22 protein-coding genes are annotated in these 21,306 nt (G+C 49.3%); 9 read left to right on the top strand and 13 right to left on the bottom strand.

What is annotated here, in order from left to right; genetic code table 11:
- Positions 1-15: 15 nt before the first annotated feature.
- From AC2YIT_RS12550 to AC2YIT_RS12530, 5 genes are all read right to left on the bottom strand, one after another.
- Entirely contained in the window at positions 16-1,158 is a 1,143-nt protein-coding gene (locus AC2YIT_RS12550) for a hypothetical protein (RefSeq protein WP_487279389.1), read from the bottom strand.
- 79 nt (positions 1,159-1,237) lie between these two features.
- Positions 1,238-1,612 (bottom strand): diacylglycerol kinase family protein, encoded by a 375-nt coding sequence (locus tag AC2YIT_RS12545; protein ID WP_487279388.1) that lies wholly within the window; start codon positions 1,610-1,612, stop codon positions 1,238-1,240.
- The gene (locus tag AC2YIT_RS12540) at positions 1,587-2,267 is read right to left on the bottom strand and encodes a DUF1361 domain-containing protein (protein ID WP_430845081.1); all 681 of its coding nucleotides are present in this window, start codon (positions 2,265-2,267) and stop codon (positions 1,587-1,589) included. Before AC2YIT_RS12540 ends, AC2YIT_RS12545 begins: the two co-directional genes overlap by 26 nt.
- A 95-nt stretch (positions 2,268-2,362) precedes the next feature.
- The gene (locus AC2YIT_RS12535) at positions 2,363-3,274 is read right to left on the bottom strand and encodes an SMP-30/gluconolactonase/LRE family protein (protein WP_487279387.1); all 912 of its coding nucleotides are present in this window, start codon (positions 3,272-3,274) and stop codon (positions 2,363-2,365) included.
- Positions 3,275-3,293: 19 nt separating this feature from the next.
- Complete coding sequence (locus AC2YIT_RS12530; RefSeq protein WP_487279386.1) at positions 3,294-3,920, bottom strand: thioredoxin family protein; 627 nt, start codon at positions 3,918-3,920, stop codon at positions 3,294-3,296.
- 349 nt (positions 3,921-4,269) lie between these two features.
- Here AC2YIT_RS12530 and rplU point away from each other — a divergent pair, with 349 nt between their 5' ends.
- The 6 genes from rplU (at position 4,270) to AC2YIT_RS12500 (ending at position 9,416) form a co-directional block, all read left to right on the top strand.
- Positions 4,270-4,581: a 50S ribosomal protein L21 gene (gene rplU / locus AC2YIT_RS12525; protein ID WP_015814326.1), complete on the top strand. Its 312-nt coding sequence runs from the start codon at positions 4,270-4,272 to the stop codon at positions 4,579-4,581.
- A 61-nt stretch (positions 4,582-4,642) separates the two neighbouring features.
- Positions 4,643-4,921 carry a 50S ribosomal protein L27 gene (rpmA, locus tag AC2YIT_RS12520; RefSeq protein ID WP_015814325.1) on the top strand — a complete coding sequence of 93 codons (279 nt, stop codon included), beginning with the start codon at positions 4,643-4,645 and terminating at the stop codon, positions 4,919-4,921.
- Between the two features lie 161 nt (positions 4,922-5,082).
- Positions 5,083-5,679, top strand: coding sequence for a NifU family protein (locus AC2YIT_RS12515; protein ID WP_106596132.1), 597 nt, complete (start codon positions 5,083-5,085; stop codon positions 5,677-5,679).
- Positions 5,680-5,759: 80 nt separating this feature from the next.
- The gene (locus tag AC2YIT_RS12510; RefSeq protein WP_487279385.1) at positions 5,760-6,854 is read left to right on the top strand and encodes a hypothetical protein; all 1,095 of its coding nucleotides are present in this window, start codon (positions 5,760-5,762) and stop codon (positions 6,852-6,854) included.
- A gap of 21 nt (positions 6,855-6,875) precedes the next feature.
- The gene (locus AC2YIT_RS12505; protein ID WP_487279384.1) at positions 6,876-7,928 is read left to right on the top strand and encodes a 2Fe-2S iron-sulfur cluster-binding protein; all 1,053 of its coding nucleotides are present in this window, start codon (positions 6,876-6,878) and stop codon (positions 7,926-7,928) included.
- A 423-nt stretch (positions 7,929-8,351) separates the two neighbouring features.
- Positions 8,352-9,416, top strand: coding sequence for a LacI family DNA-binding transcriptional regulator (locus AC2YIT_RS12500; protein ID WP_487279383.1), 1,065 nt, complete (start codon positions 8,352-8,354; stop codon positions 9,414-9,416).
- 218 nt (positions 9,417-9,634) lie between these two features.
- Here the strand turns inward: AC2YIT_RS12500 and AC2YIT_RS12495 are convergent, their stop codons facing one another.
- Genes AC2YIT_RS12495 through rbfA form a run of 3 tightly spaced genes read right to left on the bottom strand, consistent with a single transcriptional unit; the run spans position 9,635 to position 13,933 of the window.
- The gene (locus tag AC2YIT_RS12495) at positions 9,635-12,262 is read right to left on the bottom strand and encodes a M1 family aminopeptidase (protein ID WP_487279382.1); all 2,628 of its coding nucleotides are present in this window, start codon (positions 12,260-12,262) and stop codon (positions 9,635-9,637) included.
- Positions 12,263-12,306: 44 nt separating this feature from the next.
- Complete coding sequence (locus AC2YIT_RS12490) at positions 12,307-13,533, bottom strand: FtsX-like permease family protein (protein WP_487279381.1); 1,227 nt, start codon at positions 13,531-13,533, stop codon at positions 12,307-12,309.
- Between the two features lie 16 nt (positions 13,534-13,549).
- Complete coding sequence (gene rbfA / locus AC2YIT_RS12485) at positions 13,550-13,933, bottom strand: 30S ribosome-binding factor RbfA (protein ID WP_106596137.1); 384 nt, start codon at positions 13,931-13,933, stop codon at positions 13,550-13,552.
- Positions 13,934-14,138: 205 nt separating this feature from the next.
- Between rbfA and AC2YIT_RS12480 the strand changes: the two genes are divergently transcribed.
- Positions 14,139-15,551 carry a hypothetical protein gene (locus AC2YIT_RS12480; protein ID WP_430845069.1) on the top strand — a complete coding sequence of 471 codons (1,413 nt, stop codon included), beginning with the start codon at positions 14,139-14,141 and terminating at the stop codon, positions 15,549-15,551.
- Here the strand turns inward: AC2YIT_RS12480 and rpiB are convergent.
- Entirely contained in the window at positions 15,548-15,979 is a 432-nt protein-coding gene (gene rpiB, locus AC2YIT_RS12475) for a ribose 5-phosphate isomerase B (protein ID WP_430845067.1), read from the bottom strand. The genes AC2YIT_RS12480 and rpiB overlap by 4 nt on opposite strands.
- Positions 15,980-16,105: 126 nt before the next feature.
- Between rpiB and AC2YIT_RS12470 the strand changes: the two genes are divergently transcribed.
- Positions 16,106-16,876, top strand: a complete 771-nt coding sequence (locus AC2YIT_RS12470) for an LOG family protein (RefSeq protein WP_487279380.1) — start codon at positions 16,106-16,108, stop codon at positions 16,874-16,876.
- A 45-nt stretch (positions 16,877-16,921) separates the two neighbouring features.
- Here AC2YIT_RS12470 and AC2YIT_RS12465 read toward each other — a convergent pair whose 3' ends face one another.
- Positions 16,922-17,887: a ComEA family DNA-binding protein gene (locus AC2YIT_RS12465; RefSeq protein WP_487279379.1), complete on the bottom strand. Its 966-nt coding sequence runs from the start codon at positions 17,885-17,887 to the stop codon at positions 16,922-16,924.
- Positions 17,888-18,007: 120 nt separating this feature from the next.
- Positions 18,008-19,051 (bottom strand): DUF4097 family beta strand repeat-containing protein, encoded by a 1,044-nt coding sequence (locus tag AC2YIT_RS12460; RefSeq protein WP_487279378.1) that lies wholly within the window; start codon positions 19,049-19,051, stop codon positions 18,008-18,010.
- A 121-nt stretch (positions 19,052-19,172) separates the two neighbouring features.
- Between AC2YIT_RS12460 and AC2YIT_RS12455 the strand changes: the two genes are divergently transcribed.
- Entirely contained in the window at positions 19,173-19,403 is a 231-nt protein-coding gene (locus tag AC2YIT_RS12455) for a hypothetical protein (protein ID WP_487279377.1), read from the top strand.
- A gap of 3 nt (positions 19,404-19,406) precedes the next feature.
- Here the strand turns inward: AC2YIT_RS12455 and AC2YIT_RS12450 are convergent, their stop codons facing one another.
- Positions 19,407-19,763 (bottom strand): hypothetical protein, encoded by a 357-nt coding sequence (locus AC2YIT_RS12450; RefSeq protein ID WP_430845060.1) that lies wholly within the window; start codon positions 19,761-19,763, stop codon positions 19,407-19,409.
- Between the two features lie 62 nt (positions 19,764-19,825).
- Complete coding sequence (locus AC2YIT_RS12445) at positions 19,826-21,229, bottom strand: GH1 family beta-glucosidase (RefSeq protein ID WP_487279376.1); 1,404 nt, start codon at positions 21,227-21,229, stop codon at positions 19,826-19,828.
- Positions 21,230-21,306 lie beyond the last annotated feature (77 nt).

Below are 21,306 nucleotides of genomic sequence, written 5' to 3'. Positions count from 1 at the left end.
TGACCGTCGGGCGCGTTATTGATTGGCTTCCAGAAACAGCATGGCATCCCGGTTACGGATCCAAACTGCCTGGTCACGTTGATTATTGGCGGCCATCGTAAATCCGGAACCTACCAGGCCCGTTGCGACCGATATCCAGAAAAAAGTCTTCAAATTATCGCGGTTGCCCGAAAGCAGCGATATAACGGAACCTGCCGATCCGGCCAGCGAAATAACCAGTCCGATGCTGCGCGTTCTCCTGGATTTCAGATAGAGACCGAGGCCTTCCGGCGAAACCATAAATTCGTTCCTCAATGCCTTTTGTCCGACGTGAATGACATTGTTTTTGACAAAACTATTCCCATTTCTCAAATAAATGGTCTCCTTATCGTACCATTTTCTCGCTTTTGACGCTGTACTGTCCGATGGCATCCGTACCTGTGCCGAGCAAACCGAGCCCAAAGTGAGTATTAACAGCACCACTGTAAGGCCCGATTTCCCGCCGGACCGCCGGCCGCCTGATAACTCTTCGCCAGGCAATTTCTCTCTTTCGTACCGGTTATACATGGTAAGGCCGTAGACAATATGCAGAATTCCAAAGCCTATTGCCCAGAATATCAGCGAGTAGCCCGTCAGGAACAATGCGATACAACCGATACCGATTTCCGAAATACCCATGTAAAACACTTCCGGGTAAGTAAACCGGCTCGCGTTTACCAGTGCCAGTCCGTAGAATAGCAATGTCACCGGAAAAACCAGCCAGATAAAGCCGTAATGCAGCATCGCCAGAGAGAATATACCGCCTGTCCCAAGCGGGATCAGCATCGCGATCAGCAACCGCTTTGAACTGCCGTTCCAAACCGTAAGGCCTTTTTTCCGACCCCGGCGGACCGTAAGAATGATTCCCACCGCAAGCGACGATACAAGCACGCAGAGTCCATCGACAAACAAAAACTCGATCACATCCTGGCGCGAATGCCCCTGATAGGTACCCAATGGAGCTAAAATATCGGTCAACCAGTCGGTTTTAAAACGAACGTATGCCGTCCCTGCGCCGATCAGCGCGAATATGCCGGCAAAAACCCCGCTCAAACCACTGAGGGATAAAAACTTGGACGAGCGCTCCATCAGGTCGCGGATCTCGTTCAAAGTATGCAAAGAATCCTGATTCGGGTTCATAAGCGTGTCAAAATGTAAAAGTAACGGTCAGTGATTGTCAGAAATAGTCAGGTGTTGTCAAGTGTGGTTAGGCGTGGCGCTAAAAGAGCAGCAGAATTTTTGGGATAAACACAATTCCTCCTACTATCACCGCCGAAATCGCCAACAGCAATACGCCGGCGGCCGCCGTGTCCTTCACTACTTTGATTACCGGATGGTAATCTGCCGAAACGAGGTCGGCCAGTTTCTCAATAGCGGTATTGAATGCTTCCGCCGCCCACACGAGCGCGATCTGGATCACGATCAGACACCATTCGGCGGCCGATATATTGAAAAACACACCCGCTATGGCCACCACCACGCAGGCGATCAGATGAATGCGCGCATTGTTTTCGTAGCGGAACAGGCTATAAATTCCGGCACCTGCGTAACGGAAGCTTCGGACAGCTTTAAGAATATCGATGGGTCCGTTCATGTTGTTTCATTTCGGCAAAAATATGGAACGCAAAGTACAACAACATGAGCACGAACGAAAACGTAATGGTGTGTTTGATCGCCAGCGGATCCCTCAAACTATGGTAGATACCCTTCGCGAGTGCGCCCGGCTGCGTGACGATGTCCCAGCTGTTCCAACGGCCATAACGCCCCAGGAAGATTCCGAAACCACTCAGTACCATCGAGTTCAGGATCGCAAACCATGCCAAACGCTCGTTCCAGCGGTGCGAAATAATCCGGTGAACAATGCGAATACTGTAAAGGCCCGTCAGGAAACCTGCCAGGGAGAATGTGAAAATCATCAATGCATCATACCAAAGCATGTTTTCGGGCACGCCACGAAGGTGTTTCAAATCGGTAATAATGTAGGGGGCATTAGGGAAAAACAGGAGCCAAACTGCCAGGTAGATCATTAAAACTCCGAATGGTGCCGACCGGCGTTTCTCCATCTCCCACACCCACTTAATAAAAAGCAACGGTATCCACGCCAGAAACAGGTTCCAGGTCAAAAAGACGAAGTCCCAGTTTTGCAGGGCAATCCTGACAGTCAATAATGCCATCGCAGCGGCGGAAACAAATGCGAGGAGTGCCACTTTCAAATTGCCCTCCAGATAATTAACCAGGTTTCTCAGCATCGTTTAAGTTTATTTTAAAGTACTTTGAATTACAAAGTTAATATAAAACGATTGGAAACCGCAATAGCAGGAAGTGTATTTAAATAAAAGATGGGTTACTTTTTATTATTTTCGGCGAAAGCTTTCATCATCGCCCATTCGCGACCGGCGGTTTTAGCCCTGAAAGTTTCCAGACAGCCGCGGTCTTGCAAGGTAATGTAGCAGGTTTTCCCGTTTTTACCCCCGAAACAGATGTTCGAAACCTTCTTTCCGATGGTATGAATGGTATGGATAACTTTTCCTTCAGGGGAGAGCACCGCTACTTCTCCCTTTCCGTGCCTGGTAATATAGAGGTTACCATGCACATCGCAGCGCATTCCGTCCATGCCGCCGTCTTCGAAATGGTGCAGCAGTTTTTTATTGGATAATGTACCATCTGCCGCCAGATCGAACATCCACACATTCCGCTGAACGCTTTCGTTGACGTACAGCTTCTTTTCGTCAGGGCTGACGTCGATGCCGTTGGTGGTTCCCATATTTCCAAAGGCAAGATTCACTTTTCCTTCGGGCGTGATGTGCCAGATTTGCCCGGTTCCGTCTTTCCAATTGGGGTCGGAAGCAAAAACGTGTCCCGAGGCGGTTACGGCAAGGTCATTGGGCTGGTTCATTTTCGGTTCGTTCGCGAAAACGGAAACGTCCTTGGTAATCATATCCACTTTCAGGATGTTGTGCCCCGTAAAATCAGCCACATAAAAAGTGTTTTTGTTCACAAACCGGATTCCATTGCCCGTGCTGCCTTTCGGCAAGGTCACGAAAAAGCTCGCATTGCCCTTCTTGCTGAGCTGCGCGATCGTACCGTCGCGGGCAAAGTTCACGGCGTAGACATTTCCGTCTTCATCCACCGCGGGGCCTTCACAATTGGTGGTAAATTCCCCTTCATTGGAGAACTTTTTACTTTTTGTCTGAGCCACACTGATTCCCCGCGACAACAGCGTGACGGTGAGGAGGATTGCTAAGATTCGGGTCATAAAGGTAATGTCGTCAAAATCACTGATTCTTCCACTTGATGGCGCAGCCAACCGGCTTTGTAACGGTGATTACCACGGGTTTACCTCCCACGAGGTTGGTCACCGCTTCGTCCACATACAGTTTCGTCACACCGGTTGCGTCCTGCGGGTTGTCGTCGATCATCCCCATATAGCGTACCGCGAACTGTGCGCCGTTTTTCTGCAATACAAATGCCTGTGGCGTACGGCCGGCCCCGAATTTGCGGGCTACCTGCTGCATATCGTCGACAAGATAAGGATAACCGTAGTTCTTGGCGACAGCACGCTCCTTCATTTTTTCGAAAGTATCGTCCTGGTGCGTTCCAGGGTCGCTTGGGTTGATGGCGATAACCGGGTACCCCTGTCCCGCGAACTTGCTATTGAGTGCGATGATACGGTCCTCATAAGCCTTTGCGAATGGACAGTGATTGCTCGTAAAGACCACGATCACACCTTTCGAACTGGCAAAATCCGTAAGCGATACCATATTTCCGTCGGTATTTTTTAAACGGAAGCTCGATACGGCATCACCCACCTGGTATCCTGCCTGCGCCTGCGCGTCAGACAGCCGTGCAAATACAGCAAGGAACACGACCATCAAAACCCACCCACTGAATTTTATCTTCATGTTTTCTAAATCTATTGTCTCTATGACCCCAATAATAGGTAAAAGTAAAAGCGCGACCTGTTAAATTTTGTTAAGGTACCTCTTTACACTCCATGTCTAAACGCGGGAGCTCACCTGAACTATATAAAGGTAACTTTTTGCGCATTTTTAACCACATGGGCCATTTATAATTCAACCGCATGTAAGCCCTGGTAATGACAACCGAATAACGCCTTACCCTGAATCCCGGGGCAGGTTCCTGCGAGATATTAAAAAAACCGGAATATTCCGCTTAATACATTGTAATTCTGTCACTCTCTTTTTATCTTTGCACCTCAAATTTTGAATCCAGTTTAATATAATTATTAACATGTACGCAATCGTAGAAATCGCAGGTCAGCAATTTAAAGTTGAAAAGGGTCGCGAAATCTTCACGCATAGGCTTGAAGGTGATGTGAACGCTGCACTTGTATTTGACAAAGTCCTTCTCGTTGACAACGGAGGCACAGTACAGGTAGGTCTTCCGACAGTAGCGGGTGCTTCTGTAAAAGCAACTGTTCTCGAACACCTGAAAGGTGAGAAAGTGATCGTTTTCAAAAAGAAACGCCGCAAAGGATACCGTGTTAAAAACGGTCACCGTCAGTATCTGACTAAAATCAGCATCGACGAAATCGTTGCCTAATCATTGGGCGGAAGCCTGAAACAGTTCAAAACAGGAAACTAGAATTTAAGTATAAGATATCATGGCACATAAGAAAGGTGTAGGTAGCTCGAAAAACGGACGTGAATCGGAAAGTAAACGTCTTGGCGTAAAATTATTCGGTGGCCAGTTGGCAAAAGCAGGTAATATCCTGGTTCGTCAGCGTGGAACCAAGCACAATCCAGGTAAGAACGTAGGTATCGGCCGCGACCACACATTGTTCGCATTGGTTGATGGTAACGTAGTGTTCCGTAAGACCCGTGAAAACAGATCTTACGTTCACATCGAACCGATCGCGGTTGAAGCTGCCGCGGAAGCGTAATCAACGCACCGTTAGTACTTCCCAAAGAAGCTAAAAAACCCGTCAGGCATTCGTTTGACGGGTTTTTTATTGGCTAATGCGCCCCTCGCCAAACCAAAAGGCCGCATTCAGTGTTCTCTAAACCGGAAAGTAGTTTTACCCTATCAATATCGACCATCCCCATGTTGTCACGACCTATTTTTGTATATACCGAATTGAGCCCCAACCCCAACTCGATGAAGTTCGTCCTGAATTTCGAGCTGGTACCCGACGGCCTTTCGTTCGATTACCCTTCACTGGAAGCCGCGCTGGAAGAAGGTAAGTCATCGCCGCTGGCGGCCGACCTTTTCCAGTTCCCGCATGTGAAGCGTGTGTTCATCGCAAGCAACTTCATTACCATTACCAAGGGCGACGATATCGCCTGGGAAGAAGTATTGCGCGATACGAAACAGTTCATCAAGATCTATTTCGAAGAAAATCACCCGGTATTCGAGCAAAAAACGATCGATAGTAACACGCTGATCGTCGATGCGCGGGATTCGGATACGGTGCAGAAGATTAAGGCTGCATTGGATCAATACGTGCGTCCGGCGGTTGAATCAGACGGTGGTGCGATCAACTTCCATTCGTTCGACGAAGGATCGGGCGTGGTGAAAGTGCTTTTGCAAGGTTCTTGCAGCGGCTGTCCGTCGTCGACGCTCACATTGAAAGCGGGTATCGAAAACCTGCTCACACGCATGGTACCCGATGTGAAAGAAGTAGTAGCAGAAGGCGTTTAATGCTTCAAACATATGCATTGGAAAGCCTGTCGCAGCCCGGCAGGGTTTCTTTTTTTGAGGCGTTTTGTTAGTTTCGGCGAATGAAGTCAACGCTGGAAAAGTTTATCGACCGCATTGAGGCATTACAATCGACCGGTAATGCATTGTTCCCCAAAGGCATCTTTCCGGCGCAGCGCTCCAATTCCATAATCGGTTACCGGCGGCCGGACACAACGATGTTCTTCTCGGCTATTACCGCATTCACGCTGCAATCCATCCGGAAATATTGCAACGCAGAAAGCCAGGCGCAGATCGACTCGATCATCGCATTGGTAACCGCCAATTATCCCGACTTTCAGAATAAGGACGGGTTAAAAACCTATAATTTCTGGAAAACCAAACCTTCCCGTCATTTCCCGAATGGCCGCTGGTTTCACCGTTTCGAGCATTTCCGCATTCCTGACGACATCGACGATACCGCATTTGCTTATCTGACGACCAATCCTTCGGAGGAAGAATTGTTTTGGTTAAAGGAAAAACTGGCGCTCCACGCCAATGGAACCAAGCTCTGGATCAAAAACACTTATTCCGAATACCGGTTGCTGCGCGCCTACTCTACCTGGTTTGGCAAGAATATGTACGTGGAGTTTGATGTGAGTGTGCTTAGTAACATGCTGTATTGCATTCAGCATTATAATTTACCACTAAATGTGCATGACGAAGCCAGTTTCGAATATATCCGTTCGGTCATTGAAACGCGCCGGTACATTACCGCTCCTTTTCGATGCGCGCACCAGTACCCGCGAACACCGCTGATCATTTACCACGTGTCGAGGCTCATCGCCGCATTCAAACCGGCCGCATTGCTGCCCGTTTGGGAACAGTTGGCGAACGATACCGAGAACCTTTTGAAGACTACCCGCCACCGCATGGACCGGGTTTTGCTGGCCACTTCGCTCATGCGGCTCGGGCGTGCCACGGAGCGAATTCCGGTCGAAGATTTTTCCAAAGAGGATTTCAACGGTTTTTACTTTTTTATAGCCGGACTGCTCACCGCTTACGAAAATCCGGTGCTTTACAGACTATCTGTCAATCCGCTCGTGCATATGCATTGGACGTGTGAGGCCCATTGCTGGACGCTTTTGGCCGAATATGAGGCACTTTGGAACCCGCAACAGCCCCGCGGCGCTTTATAATTACCCAACCTGAACCGGCAAATGGCAGATCACACAATATCATTAAAGCTCCGCGAAATCATCCGTGAAACCGACGACGCTAAAACTTTCATTTTCGAAACGCTCGACGGCAGCACACTGCATTACAAAGCTGGCCAGTTTCTGACCTTCCTCGTTGATATGCACGGCCACGAGGTGCGCCGCTCCTACTCGATGAGCTCCGCGCCGGATGTCGATGCATTCCCGGCTATCACCGTCAAAAGAGTGCCTAACGGGGAGATTTCACGGTTCTGGATCGATACGGTGAAGACGGGCGACACATTTATCGTGCTGGCGCCATCGGGCAGGTTTGTGTTGGAAAAAGAAGATACGGGTGCCCGTGACATCGTGCTCATAGGAGCCGGCAGCGGCATTACCCCGCTTTTCTCCATTTTAAAACAAACACTCACACAGGATCCGGAAAGTCAGGTAACACTGATTTACGCCAGCAGAAATGTGCGCAATACGCTTTTCTGGACCGACATTATCGAATGGCAAGAGCACTTTCCCGAACGGCTGCGCGTAATCCACATCCACAGCCAACCCGCGGAAGATTGGACGGGCATTCAGGGGCGCATTAACAACACGCGCCTGGAACAGCTTATAAACAAATCCATTCGTTTCAAACCAGAAGATGCCCGCTTCTTTATCTGCGGGCCGTTTGAACTGATGCGTTCTGCCGGCATTACCCTGCATTTCATGGGTTTCCGCAGCGAGCAAATCCGAAAAGAAAACTTCGTGATCCCATCCCCGCCTCCGCCGCCGCCCGTCTCGAACCCACACCGCATTATGCTCGATTTCCGCGGCTCGATGTATGACCTGCTCGTTCCTGCCCACTCGACCATATTGGATGCGGCATTGGCCGAAGGCATACAGCTTCCATACAGCTGCAAAGGCGGGCGCTGCTCCTCATGCGCGGCCGTGTGCACGAGCGGGAAAATACATATGAGTGTAAACGAGGTCCTTACCGATCGCGATCTTGCAGAAGGCTGGATATTAACTTGTTCCTCCTACGTCGACAGCGACGATGTGGCCATCGAATTCAGACAGGAATAAAAACAAAGAAGCGCACAGACGATGCCGTACGCTTCATTTAGGTTTAGGATTAGAGGAAATCCAATGAATGAATTCCTGAAAAGGTTAAGTGTTAGGAATATTAAAGAATAAAATTTTCTTTCTTATCTTATTTACAAAATTACTTGTCAAATTGGTTTTTCCTAACAAAATTTAAAAAAGTGTTCGAGCACGCATTAAAAAACACACCCTGTGCTCGTGCACAATAGTTACCACAAATAGTAGTTTTTAGTCAGGTAAAACTAATCGGCAGCACCTATAATCTCAAATTTATTATAGAAAAAATTTGAAAAATTTTGTTCAGCATAGTTGCCTTTCACTAGAAACACGCTATTTAACCCATCTTCATAATTACTTGTTAGATTTGCTGAACGGAACTGAGAAATCCCTGAATAATAGTCGAGTGTGAAAAAGAAAATTGTCAGAATAAAAGATATAGCGGAAAGGGCACAAACTTCCAAGGGCACGGTTGACCGCGTATTGCACAACCGGGGCAGAGTGGCCGACGATGTGCGTGAGCGAATCCTTGCCATCATTAAAGAGTTGAATTACGAGCCTAACCTGATTGCCCAATCGCTGAAATCGCAACGCGCGTTCAACCTCGCAGCGCTTATCCCCGACCCCAACCTCGACTCCTACTGGGAAGCACCGCACAACGGTCTTGAAAAGGCCGAGAAAGAACTCCGGCAATACGGGGTGCGCATTACCAGGTTCATTTTCAACTCACATTCCGACACTTCTTTTATAGCCAAAGCAAAGGAAGTAGGCCGCGAGCATCCCGACGGACTGCTCATTGCGCCGATCTTTTATAAAGAAGCATTGCCGTTCTTTAAGGAGTGGGCCGAAATGGGCATCCCCTACGTGCTTTTTAACACGCAGATCGAACATGTAAAGCCATTATGTTACATCGGACAAGATTCGTACAGGAGCGGTTCGCTGGCTGCTAAAATCCTGCGTTTCGGGCTGCATTCACCGGGGACCGTGCTGGTTGCGCACGTGAATGAGGACATTTCTAACTCTGCGCATTTGATCACCAAGGAGGAAGGATTCCGCGATTATTTCAAAAGCGAGCAACTCGAAGATACGTTCAGGGTGATCAGTAAGGAGATTAACTTCCCGGATGAAGAAGGGCCCGATAAGCAACTCCACGAATTACGTAAGCAATACACCGATCTAAGTGCGATATACGTCACCAATTCAAAAGCATTTGAAGTAGCAGCCTATCTTGAAAAAAATGCATTGAAGGATATCAAGCTGATCGGCTATGACCTTATTGGCCGTAATCAGCATTACCTCAACAAAGGCATTATCGACTTTCTGATCAACCAGAACCCATTAGGCCAAGGTTACTGGGGCATTCACCAGCTCGCAAACCATTTGATTTTCAAAAAAGAGATCCCCGCGATCAAATTCCTGCCGCTCGATATCATCACGAAGGAAAACCTCGATTATTATCTTGATCCACAATGACACGGTGCTGAAATGTCAGGTGTTGTCATTTGTGGTCAGGTATTATCAGGAGAAGTCATTTGTGGTCAGGAATAGTCATGCATTGTCATGAAAAAGTCAGGTATTGTCAGGAATAGTCATTGAAATACAATAACTGCTTCTTGACCACACCTTACTACAAATGACAATCAATGACTACACCTGACAAGTTCTCCTCCAGGTAGTGATACCAAGCGGCGTTACAAATCCCCAAACTGGCTGTACATTTCTTTCAGCTTCGGTTCGGTTTCTTTCGCCCGGATGTCTTTGCGGAGCGCTGTTACACCCTGAATGTCGGTGAGTAGCCCCAGTGCCTGGAATGCGCCGAAGCGTACGAAATAAGAAGAATTGTCGCGTGCGAGGCCTTCAAGGATCGGAATGCTTTTGCGCTGGATATCCTGCTTCGATTTGATGAGGTATTTACCAAAAACTTGCAGGAAGTTGTATTTCTCCGTCGGTTTCATCGCATTCATTTTCGCGAGGAACCAATCGAAGCGTTCGGGCTGGGCAAGGCCGGCGTAATAATTGCCTACCGAGGTGATAATGGCGTCATTAGGCGAATTCTCGAATTGCGCTGCTACTTCCGCCGCATCGTTGGGCTGACTCATAAGGTATTTCTCAATGGCTACCGATGCTACGAGGTAGGAACTGTCGGACAATGCCGCTTTGAAAATCGGGTCGCTGTTATTGTCACCGAATGAAGCGAGCGTAATGATCGCCTCCGAGCGCACCTGCGGGTGAGGGTCCTTTTGTGCACGGTTCTGGATCACTTTTTCAATATCCGCAAAACCTTCGCCGGCATATTCCGCGAAATTACTGATCGCCATCTGACGCAGCTTCCAAAACGGATCGTCCATCGCTTTCACCAGGATTTTGCGGGCCGTGGTATCGGCCAAAGCACCTTCCAGGGAGGATAATGCCTCATACTTATGCAGGAACCGGTCGGAATTGACGTATTGAAACTCCATTTCCGGCCTGTTCTTCTCATGCTCGATAACCGCCAGCAGGTTCGCGTCGGCATCGAATATCACAAGGTCTGGCTTTTTCGCGGCCGGGAACTCCAGGGTCTGGTTCACTTTATCCACCACCACATCGTAACGGCTCTTTTTGCCGGAAACCCACACATCCACTTTTGTCGGTAGGCGGTAGACCGTCGTAGCCAGCGTGTCCTGAGTTTGTTTTATTTTCAAAACCACTTTGGATTGTGCAGGCACATATTGCTGGTCGATCTTCAACACGGGATGTCCGGGACGATGGAACCACTGGTCGAAGAACCAGTTCAGGTCCTGGCCGGCTACTTTTTCGAAAGCAATACGCAGTTCATCGATTTCGGCCGTGCCAAATGCGTGCGATTTGAGATACAGCTGCAATGCCGCGAAGAATGCATCATCCCCTACCAGCGACCGCAGCATATGCAAAATGCGGCCACCCTTGGCATAGGAATGCGCGTCGAACATGTTCTCACGATCCTTATAAAAATAGCGGATCATCGGCACCTGCTTGGTTTCCGATTCCGCCAGGTATTCTTTCGTTTCCTGCAAATTCCCCCAATCAGCTTCGAAACGTCCATCGTTATATTCACTCCAAAGATATTCGGCATAGTTGGCAAACGACTCGTTCAGGGGCAATTGTCCCCATTCTTCCGCAGTTACATAATCGCCGAACCAGTGGTGCGCCAGTTCGTGCGCGATCACAGCGTCGGAATTGCCGTCAACAAGTGAGCGGGCGTCATTTTGTACACCTTCCTCATGGACAGTCGCGGTAGTATTCTCCATGGCACCTGCCACAAAATCCCGTACGGCAATCTGCGCATACTTCTCCCATGGGTATTCCACGCCGAAAATATTGGTAAAGAAGCCCATCATTTCCGGCGTCCGCCCGAAGATCGCATGCGCGTCGGCACCGTATTTGGGCTCAACGTAATAGCTCAGTTCCAACCCATTAGGCATCATATCCTTGGCCACCGCGAAATCTCCGACGGCGATCATGGCGAGGTAAGGAGCATGTGGCCGGGTTTGTTTCCAGTGATCGGTGCGCAAGCCTTTTTTACCTTCCTCCTGCCCTACGAGCAAGCCGTTGGAAAGGGTTTTATAGGTACTGTCTACCGTAATGTAGATATCCTGGGTAAACTTCTGGTTCGGCGCGTCGATCGTCGGGAACCAGCAGGAACTTCCCTCGGTCTCTCCCTGCGTCCATACCTGACGCGGTTTGCCTTCGTCGAGGCCGTCGGCATTGATAAAGTACAATCCCTTATCGGATGCGCTGTCATCTTCCTTTCCTCTCGGCACATCGTTTGGCTTGGCGATGTAATCGATTTTTACAAAAAGCGTGTCTTTCCGGGTATATTCCTGCCCGAGTTTAATGGTGAGCTTACGTTTGTCGTAAGTGAATTCAAGCTTCTTTTTGACTTTTCCAGCAATTTCTTCACCGGTCAGGTCGCCATACTCGCCACCGGCATCCAGCATAGAAATACCTTTTATTTCAAACCCTTTTGCATCGAGTTCGAGCGTACTCTGCGGATAAAAATGGGGCTTGAACTTCAAAATCGCGGATGCTGGCACCTGCTGTTTGACCCAATCCAGCTGCACATCCAGCCGGGTATACAAAATATCGTTTTTGCGGACTCTTTCGGGCCGGTAAGGTCCCTGCTTGGTTACAGTACCTGGATTTCTTCTGTAAAGTGTGTCAGCATCTACACCAGCCAGGGCCGGAACACTGAATGAAAGAGAAAGTATGCCAAAAACTGTAAAGATCAATCGGTTCAAAGAAGGCCTTTTAATATCACCGGTCATATCCGCTTTCTGATTGATTGCTAGGAAGTAAGTCAATGTAAATAAGTTAATAACGATTTTCTGGTGTCTTCGGACCATTGCTACACCCGCAACAGCGCACCGGCCTCCGCGGCCCTTCTGGCCGGAATGTATGAAACAACCATAGTTATCATAACGACAATTACGCCCGTATAGAGTATGTCTTCCCAAATTAATTTAACGGGATAGGCATCTACCAGCGAGGTCGTCATCCCCATGGAAACAAAGCCGTACTGCATTTGCAGCCAGCAAATCACAATACCACCCAAAAGTCCCGCAATGGCGCCCGAAAATGCCACAATCGCTCCTTCGGCTATAAAGATCCTCCGTACCAGCGACTGCGTTGCACCCATCGCGAACAGCATCGAAACATCCTTCTTCTTCTCGATCGCTAACATACTGAGCGAGAAAAAGATATTGATTGCAGCTACTAAAATAATCAGCGAAAGAGTGACTGCCACAAAAAGCTTTTCCATTTTTATTGCCCGAAGAAGGTCCGCATTCAGCAAATCCCGGTCTTTCACTACAAAAGCCTTGCCCAGCTTCGCGCCGATCTCCTCGCTCACGTCGTTCTCGGTATAGCCTGGTGCAATGTAAACCTCCAGCGCTGTAAGCTCTCCATTGTAGCCCATCAGGCTTTCGACCTGTTTCAACGGGGCAATGATGTAATCGTCGTAGCGCGACTCGATGGAGAACACACCGCCGGGGCGCAGGTTCAATTGGTTGAACGCCTCGGGGGATGCCAGGTTCAGCGTCTTCGTGCCGGTACGGGGATACAGGAGTTCAAGCGGCGTGAATATGTCTTCGAGGGATATGGATAATGCATTCCGGATACCTTCCGCAATGATTGCGTAGGGCGTCCCATTGTCCCCGAGGAGCTTTACTGAACCCTCGATGATGGCGGTATCGAGCTGTTTTTGCTGTTCAAATGTGCTGTCGACACCTTTCAAACGGATAATGGTTTGCTGGCTTCCATAACGGGCCAACGCATTGTCTTCAATCACCTTCGTGACGAGCTTCACCCCTTTAACCGCTTTCAGTTCGTTCATCAGCGCCGGCGTCATTTTGAACCGCTTGCCTTCCGACGGTACAATGCGTACATCCGAATCGAACGTCTTGAAAATCTTCCGGTTGAGATCCTCCATGCCGTTGAACACCGACAATACCACCACCATAGCCATCGTCCCGACCGCCACGCCGGCCATGGCAATGCGTGCGATCAGACTGATAAAACTCCTTTTGTTACGCGAAAAAAAGTAGCGAACGGCAATCCGGTAGGAAATGTCCATGGGCTCGAACTTGAAATCAGTAGCTATCTTCCTCCTCGTCGGGCTGTGCTGGCGGGATCACCAGATCCGCGAACAACTGATCCATTTTAGCCGCGTATTCGGCAGTGTCGTCGATATAGAATTGCAGATGCGGAACGATCCTCAACTGGTGACGGACGCGTTCGGCGAGCTTCTGGCGGATGAAGCGGGTATTTTCCCGGATCGTTTCCAGCAGCATGGTTTTGTTTTTATCGGGCAGGAAGCTGAGATATGCCCGGGCAATGCTCAGGTCGGGCGTTACGCGCACGGCGGTGATTGTCACAAACGAGCCGTGGGTAAGGTGCTGCGCATCTTTTTGAAAAATCTCTCCCAGGTCTTTCTGTATTTGCCTGCCTACTTTCTGTTGTCTTTTCGATTCCATGTCTTGAATGTTAAACGGAGGGGTTTAGCCGGTCCTGACCGCACATCCTGGTTCACCAGTTAGGATGATGTAAACTAACATCTCCTAAATCATTCCCTCTCTCCTTTCAATAAGTACAAATATCCATACTTATTTTGTTTTTGTAGAACGCGGCATTGTAATTTCGTGAAACTTATTCCCATAAGATACCTAATCCACCAGCCGCTTGCTTAGTTTTTTTCGCGTCAATGCACGGTACCAGACCATCAGTTTAGTAGTATTCTTTCTGCTGCTCCGTCTCCCCTTTTTCCTGGGTGGCGCGCCGTTGCTGATACCTGAGCTGAGCTGGATGCTCGTCGGCGAGCAAATGGGCCGCGGCTTTATGCTCTACCGCGATGTATGGGACAATGTCAGCCCGTTCTCAGGCCTCACCTACTGGCTCATCGACAGCCTCTTCGGCCGTGCACAATGGGTTTATCAGCTTGCGGCCATGGGCGTTTCGCTCGTGCAGATATTGTATTTCAACTACGTTATCCATTCCCGTGACGTTTTCCCCGAGCGCACATTCCTGCCTGGCGCATTGTATGCGCTGTTTCTGAATATTTCCTTCGATATGGGCACATTGTCGCCTATGTTGCTGGCCAATACCTTCCTACTGTTTGCATTCGGTTCTATTGTTAAAATGCTGGTCAGAAGGGAGGTAACTACACAGGTTTTCGAGCTGGGACTTTACATCGGTATCGCTACGTTGTTCTACCTGCCGGCGTCACTGTTCATGGTGTGGGCATTTCTCGCATTGCTGTTCTATACGGGCTCCACTTTCCGCCATCACCTGCTGGGTCTCTTCGGGTCGATATTCCCATTGCTGATGGTGGTGCTGTTTTTCTACCTCAACAACGGCATGGAAAGCCTGAACCGGAACCTGCTCACCTCGGTATTCCAGGTAAAACAATACAACCTCAACGACTTTTCGTCCCTGCTTGCGTCACTATTGCTGCCGCTGGGTTTCGGGATCATGGGTTTTATGCGGATTTTCACGACGCTCCGGTTCGTGAACTATCAAACGCGCATTCAGCAGGTAATGGCGCTGTGGTTTATCGCCGCGGTATTTACGATCCCGTTGATGCAGTTCCTGGCACCCATGCAATTCGTGATATTCATTCCACCGGCGGCATTCTTCGCCACGCATTACTTCCAGAGCTTCAAGAAGAACAGCTGGGCAGACGAGTTGCAGTTCACGCTCATGGGCGCGATGATTGTTTTGATACAATACCAGGGATTAAGAGGAGTGTTACCCGGTGTCTCCATGGGTAAGCTGGAAAACCTGCGGGCCAAACCGGCCAGTTTGCCCGAGCAGATCCAGAACAAACGCATTCTGGTTCTAGGACAAAACTCAGGAGAGTACATTAATAATTTCACTGCCACTCCCTACCTCAACTGGGAACTGGCGAGCTACGATTTGCAGAACCTTGATAATTTCGACAGCGTGATCCATGTCTACGATAACTTCCGCAAAGATCCGCCCGAATATGTGATCGACAAGGTGAATATCATGCCGAAACTCCTGAACCGGGTTCCGGCATTGAAAAAGCAATATATCCTAAGCCCCTGGAAAGGTATTTATCAAAGGGCTTATTAGCACGAAATCTTGTCGACGCGCGTCTGGTGGCGGCCTCCTTCGAATTCGGTGCTTAAAAATGCTTCCAGGCTGGCCAGAGCAGTTTCCAGCTCGATAAACCGCACCGGAAAACAGATCACGTTCGCATCGTTATGCTGGCGGGCCAAAGGCGCAAGCGGCAAATCCCACACGAGCGCAGCACGCACGCCCTGGTGCTTGTTCGCGGTAATGCATACTCCCTGTCCGCTTCCGCAAAGCAACACGCCCTTTTCGAACTCCCTGCTTTCCACACCGCTAGCCACCGGATGAGCGAAATCCGCGTAGTCCGCCGAGTCGGCACTGTATGTTCCGAAATCTTTTACTTCGAATCCATTGGTGGTAAGCCAGTCGATAACCGGTTGCTTGTAGGGGAAACCTGCGTGATCGGAGCCGATAGCAATTTTTCTCATTACTTTTTTGTTAATTACAGTCCACCGTTCGTTAACGACAGCGGACAGAGTGAAAAGTTTTTTATTATTGGGTTAATGGTGCAAAGTTACCATTATACTGGTCAACAACTCAATTGAATGCTAAATATGAGTGAAGAAGTAAAACCTACCAACGGAGAATTAGTGGACGTTTCTCTCCTCAACCCGGCGGTCCCCGAAGACGAGAAAAGGATCAAGGAGGCGTTTGAAGACCGCAACTGGAACGAAATCAAGAGTGCCGATTCATGGGTTGTGTTCAAAGTAATGGCCGAATTCGTAGAAGGATTTGACAAGCTGGCCAAAATCGGCCCGTGCGTCTCCATTTTCGGTTCCGCCCGTACGCTGCCCGACAACCCTCACTATAAAACCGCGGAAGAGATCGCGGCAAAGCTTGTTCGTCACGGCTACGGTGTGATCACCGGCGGCGGGCCCGGTATTATGGAGGCCGGTAACAAAGGGGCATTCCAACAGGGCGGAAAGTCTGTCGGATTAAACATCAAACTGCCATTCGAGCAGCACAGCAATCTGTACATTGATCACGACAAGAGCATTAACTTCGATTTCTTCTTCGTACGGAAAGTAATGTTCGTCAAATACTCGCAGGGGTTCATCGTGATGCCCGGCGGCTTTGGTACACTCGACGAACTTTTCGAAGCGATGACATTGATCCAGACTAAAAAAATCGGCCGTTTTCCGATCGTTCTCGTGGGCACCGCCTACTGGTCGGGATTGATCGACTGGATCAAAGGAACTATGCTGACCGAGCATAATATCAATCCGGAAGACCTGAAACTGATCAGTCTGGTAGATACTCCCGACGAGGCCGTGAAAGTGATCGATACGTTTTATTCGAAATACCTCCTGAAACCCAACTTCTAACGACCAATATTCTCCCAGCCGGGTTCTCCAAACGGGGCCATACCGTCAGAACGACAGGTATGGCCCGGCTTTTTGTATCATCACCTCATCCAGCACTTTTACATTACGCAATTCTTCCAGGGAACGAAATGGCCCGTGCTGTGCGCGGTAATTGACCAGGACCTGCAACTGCTTTCGATTCCGCAGATACGGATGCCTGCTAAGTTCTTCCGCAGTCGTATTGTTGATGTTGATCTTTTTAACCCCGCTACCCACTTTCGCGAAGCGCCTCAGCTCGGATAAGGCGACGGAATCCAGTCCGTAAACTTCATTGAACTGCTCGAGAGAATGAAACCCTCCCAGCCCGTCGCGGAACTTCACAATCCGCAGGGCCAGCTTGCTGCCGATCCCTTTCAGACGGATCAGCTCAGTCGTATCGCATTGGTTAATGTCGAACATCTGAATACTGCTTTTAACCTCGTACCTACGCATTGTGCCCGAATAAGGTTTTGAAGAACTTTGCTGGATTGCTTCAAAACCCGGTTTCTGATTCTGAATTAAAATATACTTCTCCAACCGCGCATACAGATCCGGTGGAAAATCGTAAATCTTCATCAAATCCTCCTTCCGCCGAAACTTTCCTCCCTTGCTTCTGAACCTTTCAATGCGTCCTGCCAGAAACCCGGAAATGCCAACTCCCATCAGCTCACGCTCCGAGGCTATATTGGGGTCAAACATGACGAGTTTTATTTGTTCGGGCGGCAATGCAGCTGGCTCGTTCTTAGCAAAAGATCGCTTTCGAGGCTTGTTTTTTGTTACCTGCTGTTGTTCCAAAAGCGATGCAATACTGTCCAATACCCGCCGTTCGGGAGGCGGGCTTCCGGCAGGCACGAAAGGCAGGACCCAGCGCCGGAAAATGAAAGGCGTCCAGATAATCATAGCGCAGCATACCATCATTGCCAGGGCACCGCGCGCTTCTTTCCGGGATATTCCGAAAAAATCTTGTAAACCATTTAAAATTCTTTGATACATACGTCGTCGGGATTGTTTTCTCCTTTTGACGCTGCACCGGCGTTTTGGTAACAGGTTTTAAAACACAAATGAGCAGACGGTAAGCCGCCTGCCCATTTTGAACCTTAATCGTGTATGTAATTATTGATTTACGTAAACACCACCCGCGCTGGCCGACAATGTTACCGGAATACCTCCTCCATTCATTTTACCCTGAACGCGGTCTTTTTCCGCCGAGCCATCAAAGTTTTTAAGCGGAATGGCCACTCTGTTGCCCCTCAGGTTCAGGTCGACGCCTTTATCCAGCGGCATCGTCACGCGCACACTACCTGCCGATGTGGAAAGGTCTACATATTTACCCAGCGATTTCAGTTCCAGCTCGATGCTGCCGGCACTGGTATTAGCGCGCACGCTGCCCGAAACATCGGCCAACCGCACCGAACCGCCCGAAGTTCCGGCGTCGAGCGAACCGTCTACACCCTCACCGCGAATGCTTCCGCCGCTGGTATGCGCCAGGATATCACCATTCAGTTTGTTCAACTCAATGCTTCCGCCGGAGGTTTTCAGTTCGATTTTTCCTTTCAACTCATTAGCTTTAATACTTCCGCCACTGGTATGCAGGTTAATTTCCTTGCTGCAATGCGCCACATCGATGCTGCCTCCGGAAGTACGACCGTGGATTACTCCATCAAGATCGTCGATTTTCAGGCTGCCGCCGCTTGTCTGAAAATTCTGCGGGCCGGTCAGGGAAGCAATTTTGATACTTCCGCCGCTTGTTTTAAGATTGGTCGCCACGTTGCGTGGGGCTGTCACGTTGAATGCAATGGAAATATTCCGTTTCTCATTCCATTTCAGGTTGCTTTTTCTTTTTGCGGTGGCGATCACTTTGCTGCCTTCGGTGCCGATCAGGATATCGTAGTCTTCGAGACGGTCTTCAATCTCCTCTTTACTCAATTCCTTATTGCCGTTCCAGCCATTGCTGCGTATGTACATCTCTACTTTGAAACCGTCGGATTGCCCACCCAAAACCGAAATCGAGCCACCGGACGTTTCTACCTGCAATTCTTTCAGGGATGAACCGTTGAAGTTTTTTGTAACGTAAGGTTTGTCATCATCGCCTTGTGCATACGCGCTTACATAACACAGCACGGACAAGACGAAAGTTAGTAATTGTTTAATTTTCATGGGATCTGTGATTTGTTTGTTCAATGATGTAAAAGCCGGCACCCAGGTTGCATACAGTGTCTTTAAAACTTACAACCCGGTACAATTTTTGCTATTTTAGAATCAAATACGAGCGAAAACTATGAAAACATACCGCGTAAAGACCATCCTTGAGTCTGAGGAACAATCGGTGCTCGAAATCCTCCAGAACTTGCAACTAAAAGGCACCATTGTGTTCGAAGAAGAGCCCATTGAACCAAGGCCTAAAGCAACTACACCTGCCACAGAGGAGCAGGTGCAGGAAATTATTGATGAAGCGGAGTTGATACCTTATTATTCCGAACAGGAGGCCAAGAAAATCCTCCATTTGTAGGGACTATTTTTTGTGAATTTCGATGACGTTGATTTCATCATAAGTCCCGGTGCGGCCCCAACCGCATTGGACGGTACTTTTTGAGCCTGTCAAGCTGTATTTCAAGTGAACCGGCGTAAAGCTGTAATAGTCTTCGATCTTACCCAGTTCCTTCTCTATTTTAGCGCGGGACGCTTCGCTTGGCAGCACCGAATAGGTCGAATCCTTGGAGGTAATAGAGAAATGCCATGAGCAACCGTCAGTGGCCAGCATGTTTGTCCAGGTCGCATCTGCTTCATAAACCTGCGCATTAATGTCGCCACTTTCATCATGGCAGCCTATCCAGGCCAGCAAACCGAATAAAACAATCAGGACTTTCATGGATAAAGGGGTTTAAATATGACGGTTAGACACACCCTTTCCCGAATTAGTTGGAAGCGAAATTACTTTTCTGCCTTTTTAAGAAATCGGGCAAACCACTTCCCCGATTCTTTCACGGTGCGTTCCTGGGTTTTAAAATCTACAAATACCAGGCCAAAGCGGGCAGAATAACCGTGCGCCCACTCAAAATTATCCAGCAGCGTCCATGCGAAATAACCGGTAATATTGACGCCCTCGTTTTTCGCTTTCCTGACGGCATCGAGGTAATCCTGGTAGTAAGCCATTCGTCCCTGGTCATCCACCTTCCCGTCCTGCGGCTTGTCTTTGAATGCGGCCCCGTTTTCAGTAATCACCAATTCACGAACCCCCTGGTAGCGATGAAACTGCTTTAATATCTCGTACATTCCCGCCGGACTGATTTCCCACCCCAGACCGGTCGTAGGGACGTTCCTGAGCGTGGCCGGTACTTCTTTGAGCCACATAACCGGCGCCAGGTACGAATGCTGCACCACTACACTGAAGTAGTTCTGCAGCCCCCAGAAGTCAAAATCGAATTTCAACCTTTCACGGTCCCCCTCGCGCATGAACCGTTTGATATTGGACAAAAAAGGAAATGCGTCTTTGGGATAACCCAGTCCCAATGCAGGCTCGATAAAAAGCCGGTTCATAAGCGCATCCGCCCTACGCGCCGCACGAATATCCGCCGCACTCTGACTGTTTGGAATCACATAAGAGCAAGAAATCGCGTTGCCAATGCGGGCCTCTGGCAACAGTCGCCGCAACACCCGCCCACCTTCCGCCTGACTGAGAGCCAGGTGATGCACCACAGGCAGAAAATTATGGATCCCCTTATTTCCGGGAGCATGCTCGCCCGTGGTATAACCAAGCCCAGCCACGGCCATGGGCTCGTTGAGCACAATCCAATGCCGCACGCGGTCACCAAATGCATGGGCGCATACAGCGGTATATTCCGCAAACCATTCCACAATGCGCCTGTTCTTCCAGCCGCCGGATTTCTCCAATACCTGCGGCAAATCCCAATGGTACAGCGTGATCCACGGCTCTATGCCCAGTGCAATGCACTGGTCGATCAGCCTGTTGTAATAGTCAATTCCCGCCTGATTCACGCGCCCGTGCCCGTCAGGCAATATGCGCGACCAGGAAATCGAAAACCGGAACTGCTCAAAACCCAGCTCCTTCACCAGTTCGAGGTCCTGTTCGTAACGGTGATAGAAATCACAGGCATGCCGTGCATGATCACCATTCCGGATCTTGCCTTTCTTCCTTGCAAAAACATCCCAGACGCAATCGCTCCTGCCATCATGATCCACAGCTCCCTCAATCTGATATGCCGCTGTCGCCACCCCCCATTTGAAATCACTTCCAAAATCCGCCCGCGAAAGTGGGCTTGCCGTCGATGGCCTGTACCCCGATTGCTTTGTATGTTGATTAATAACTGTTGCCAAGTCCGTGTACGGTTACTTTCTGGTACGAAAGTTAAAACTAATATGTAAACAAAAGCCCCTCGTCCGCAGTTTGCGGG

This window comes from Dyadobacter sp. SRI_021, assembly GCF_057586235.1.
Note: the sequence above shows the minus strand (reverse complement) of the source record. Positions and strands in the feature narration are given on the sequence as shown.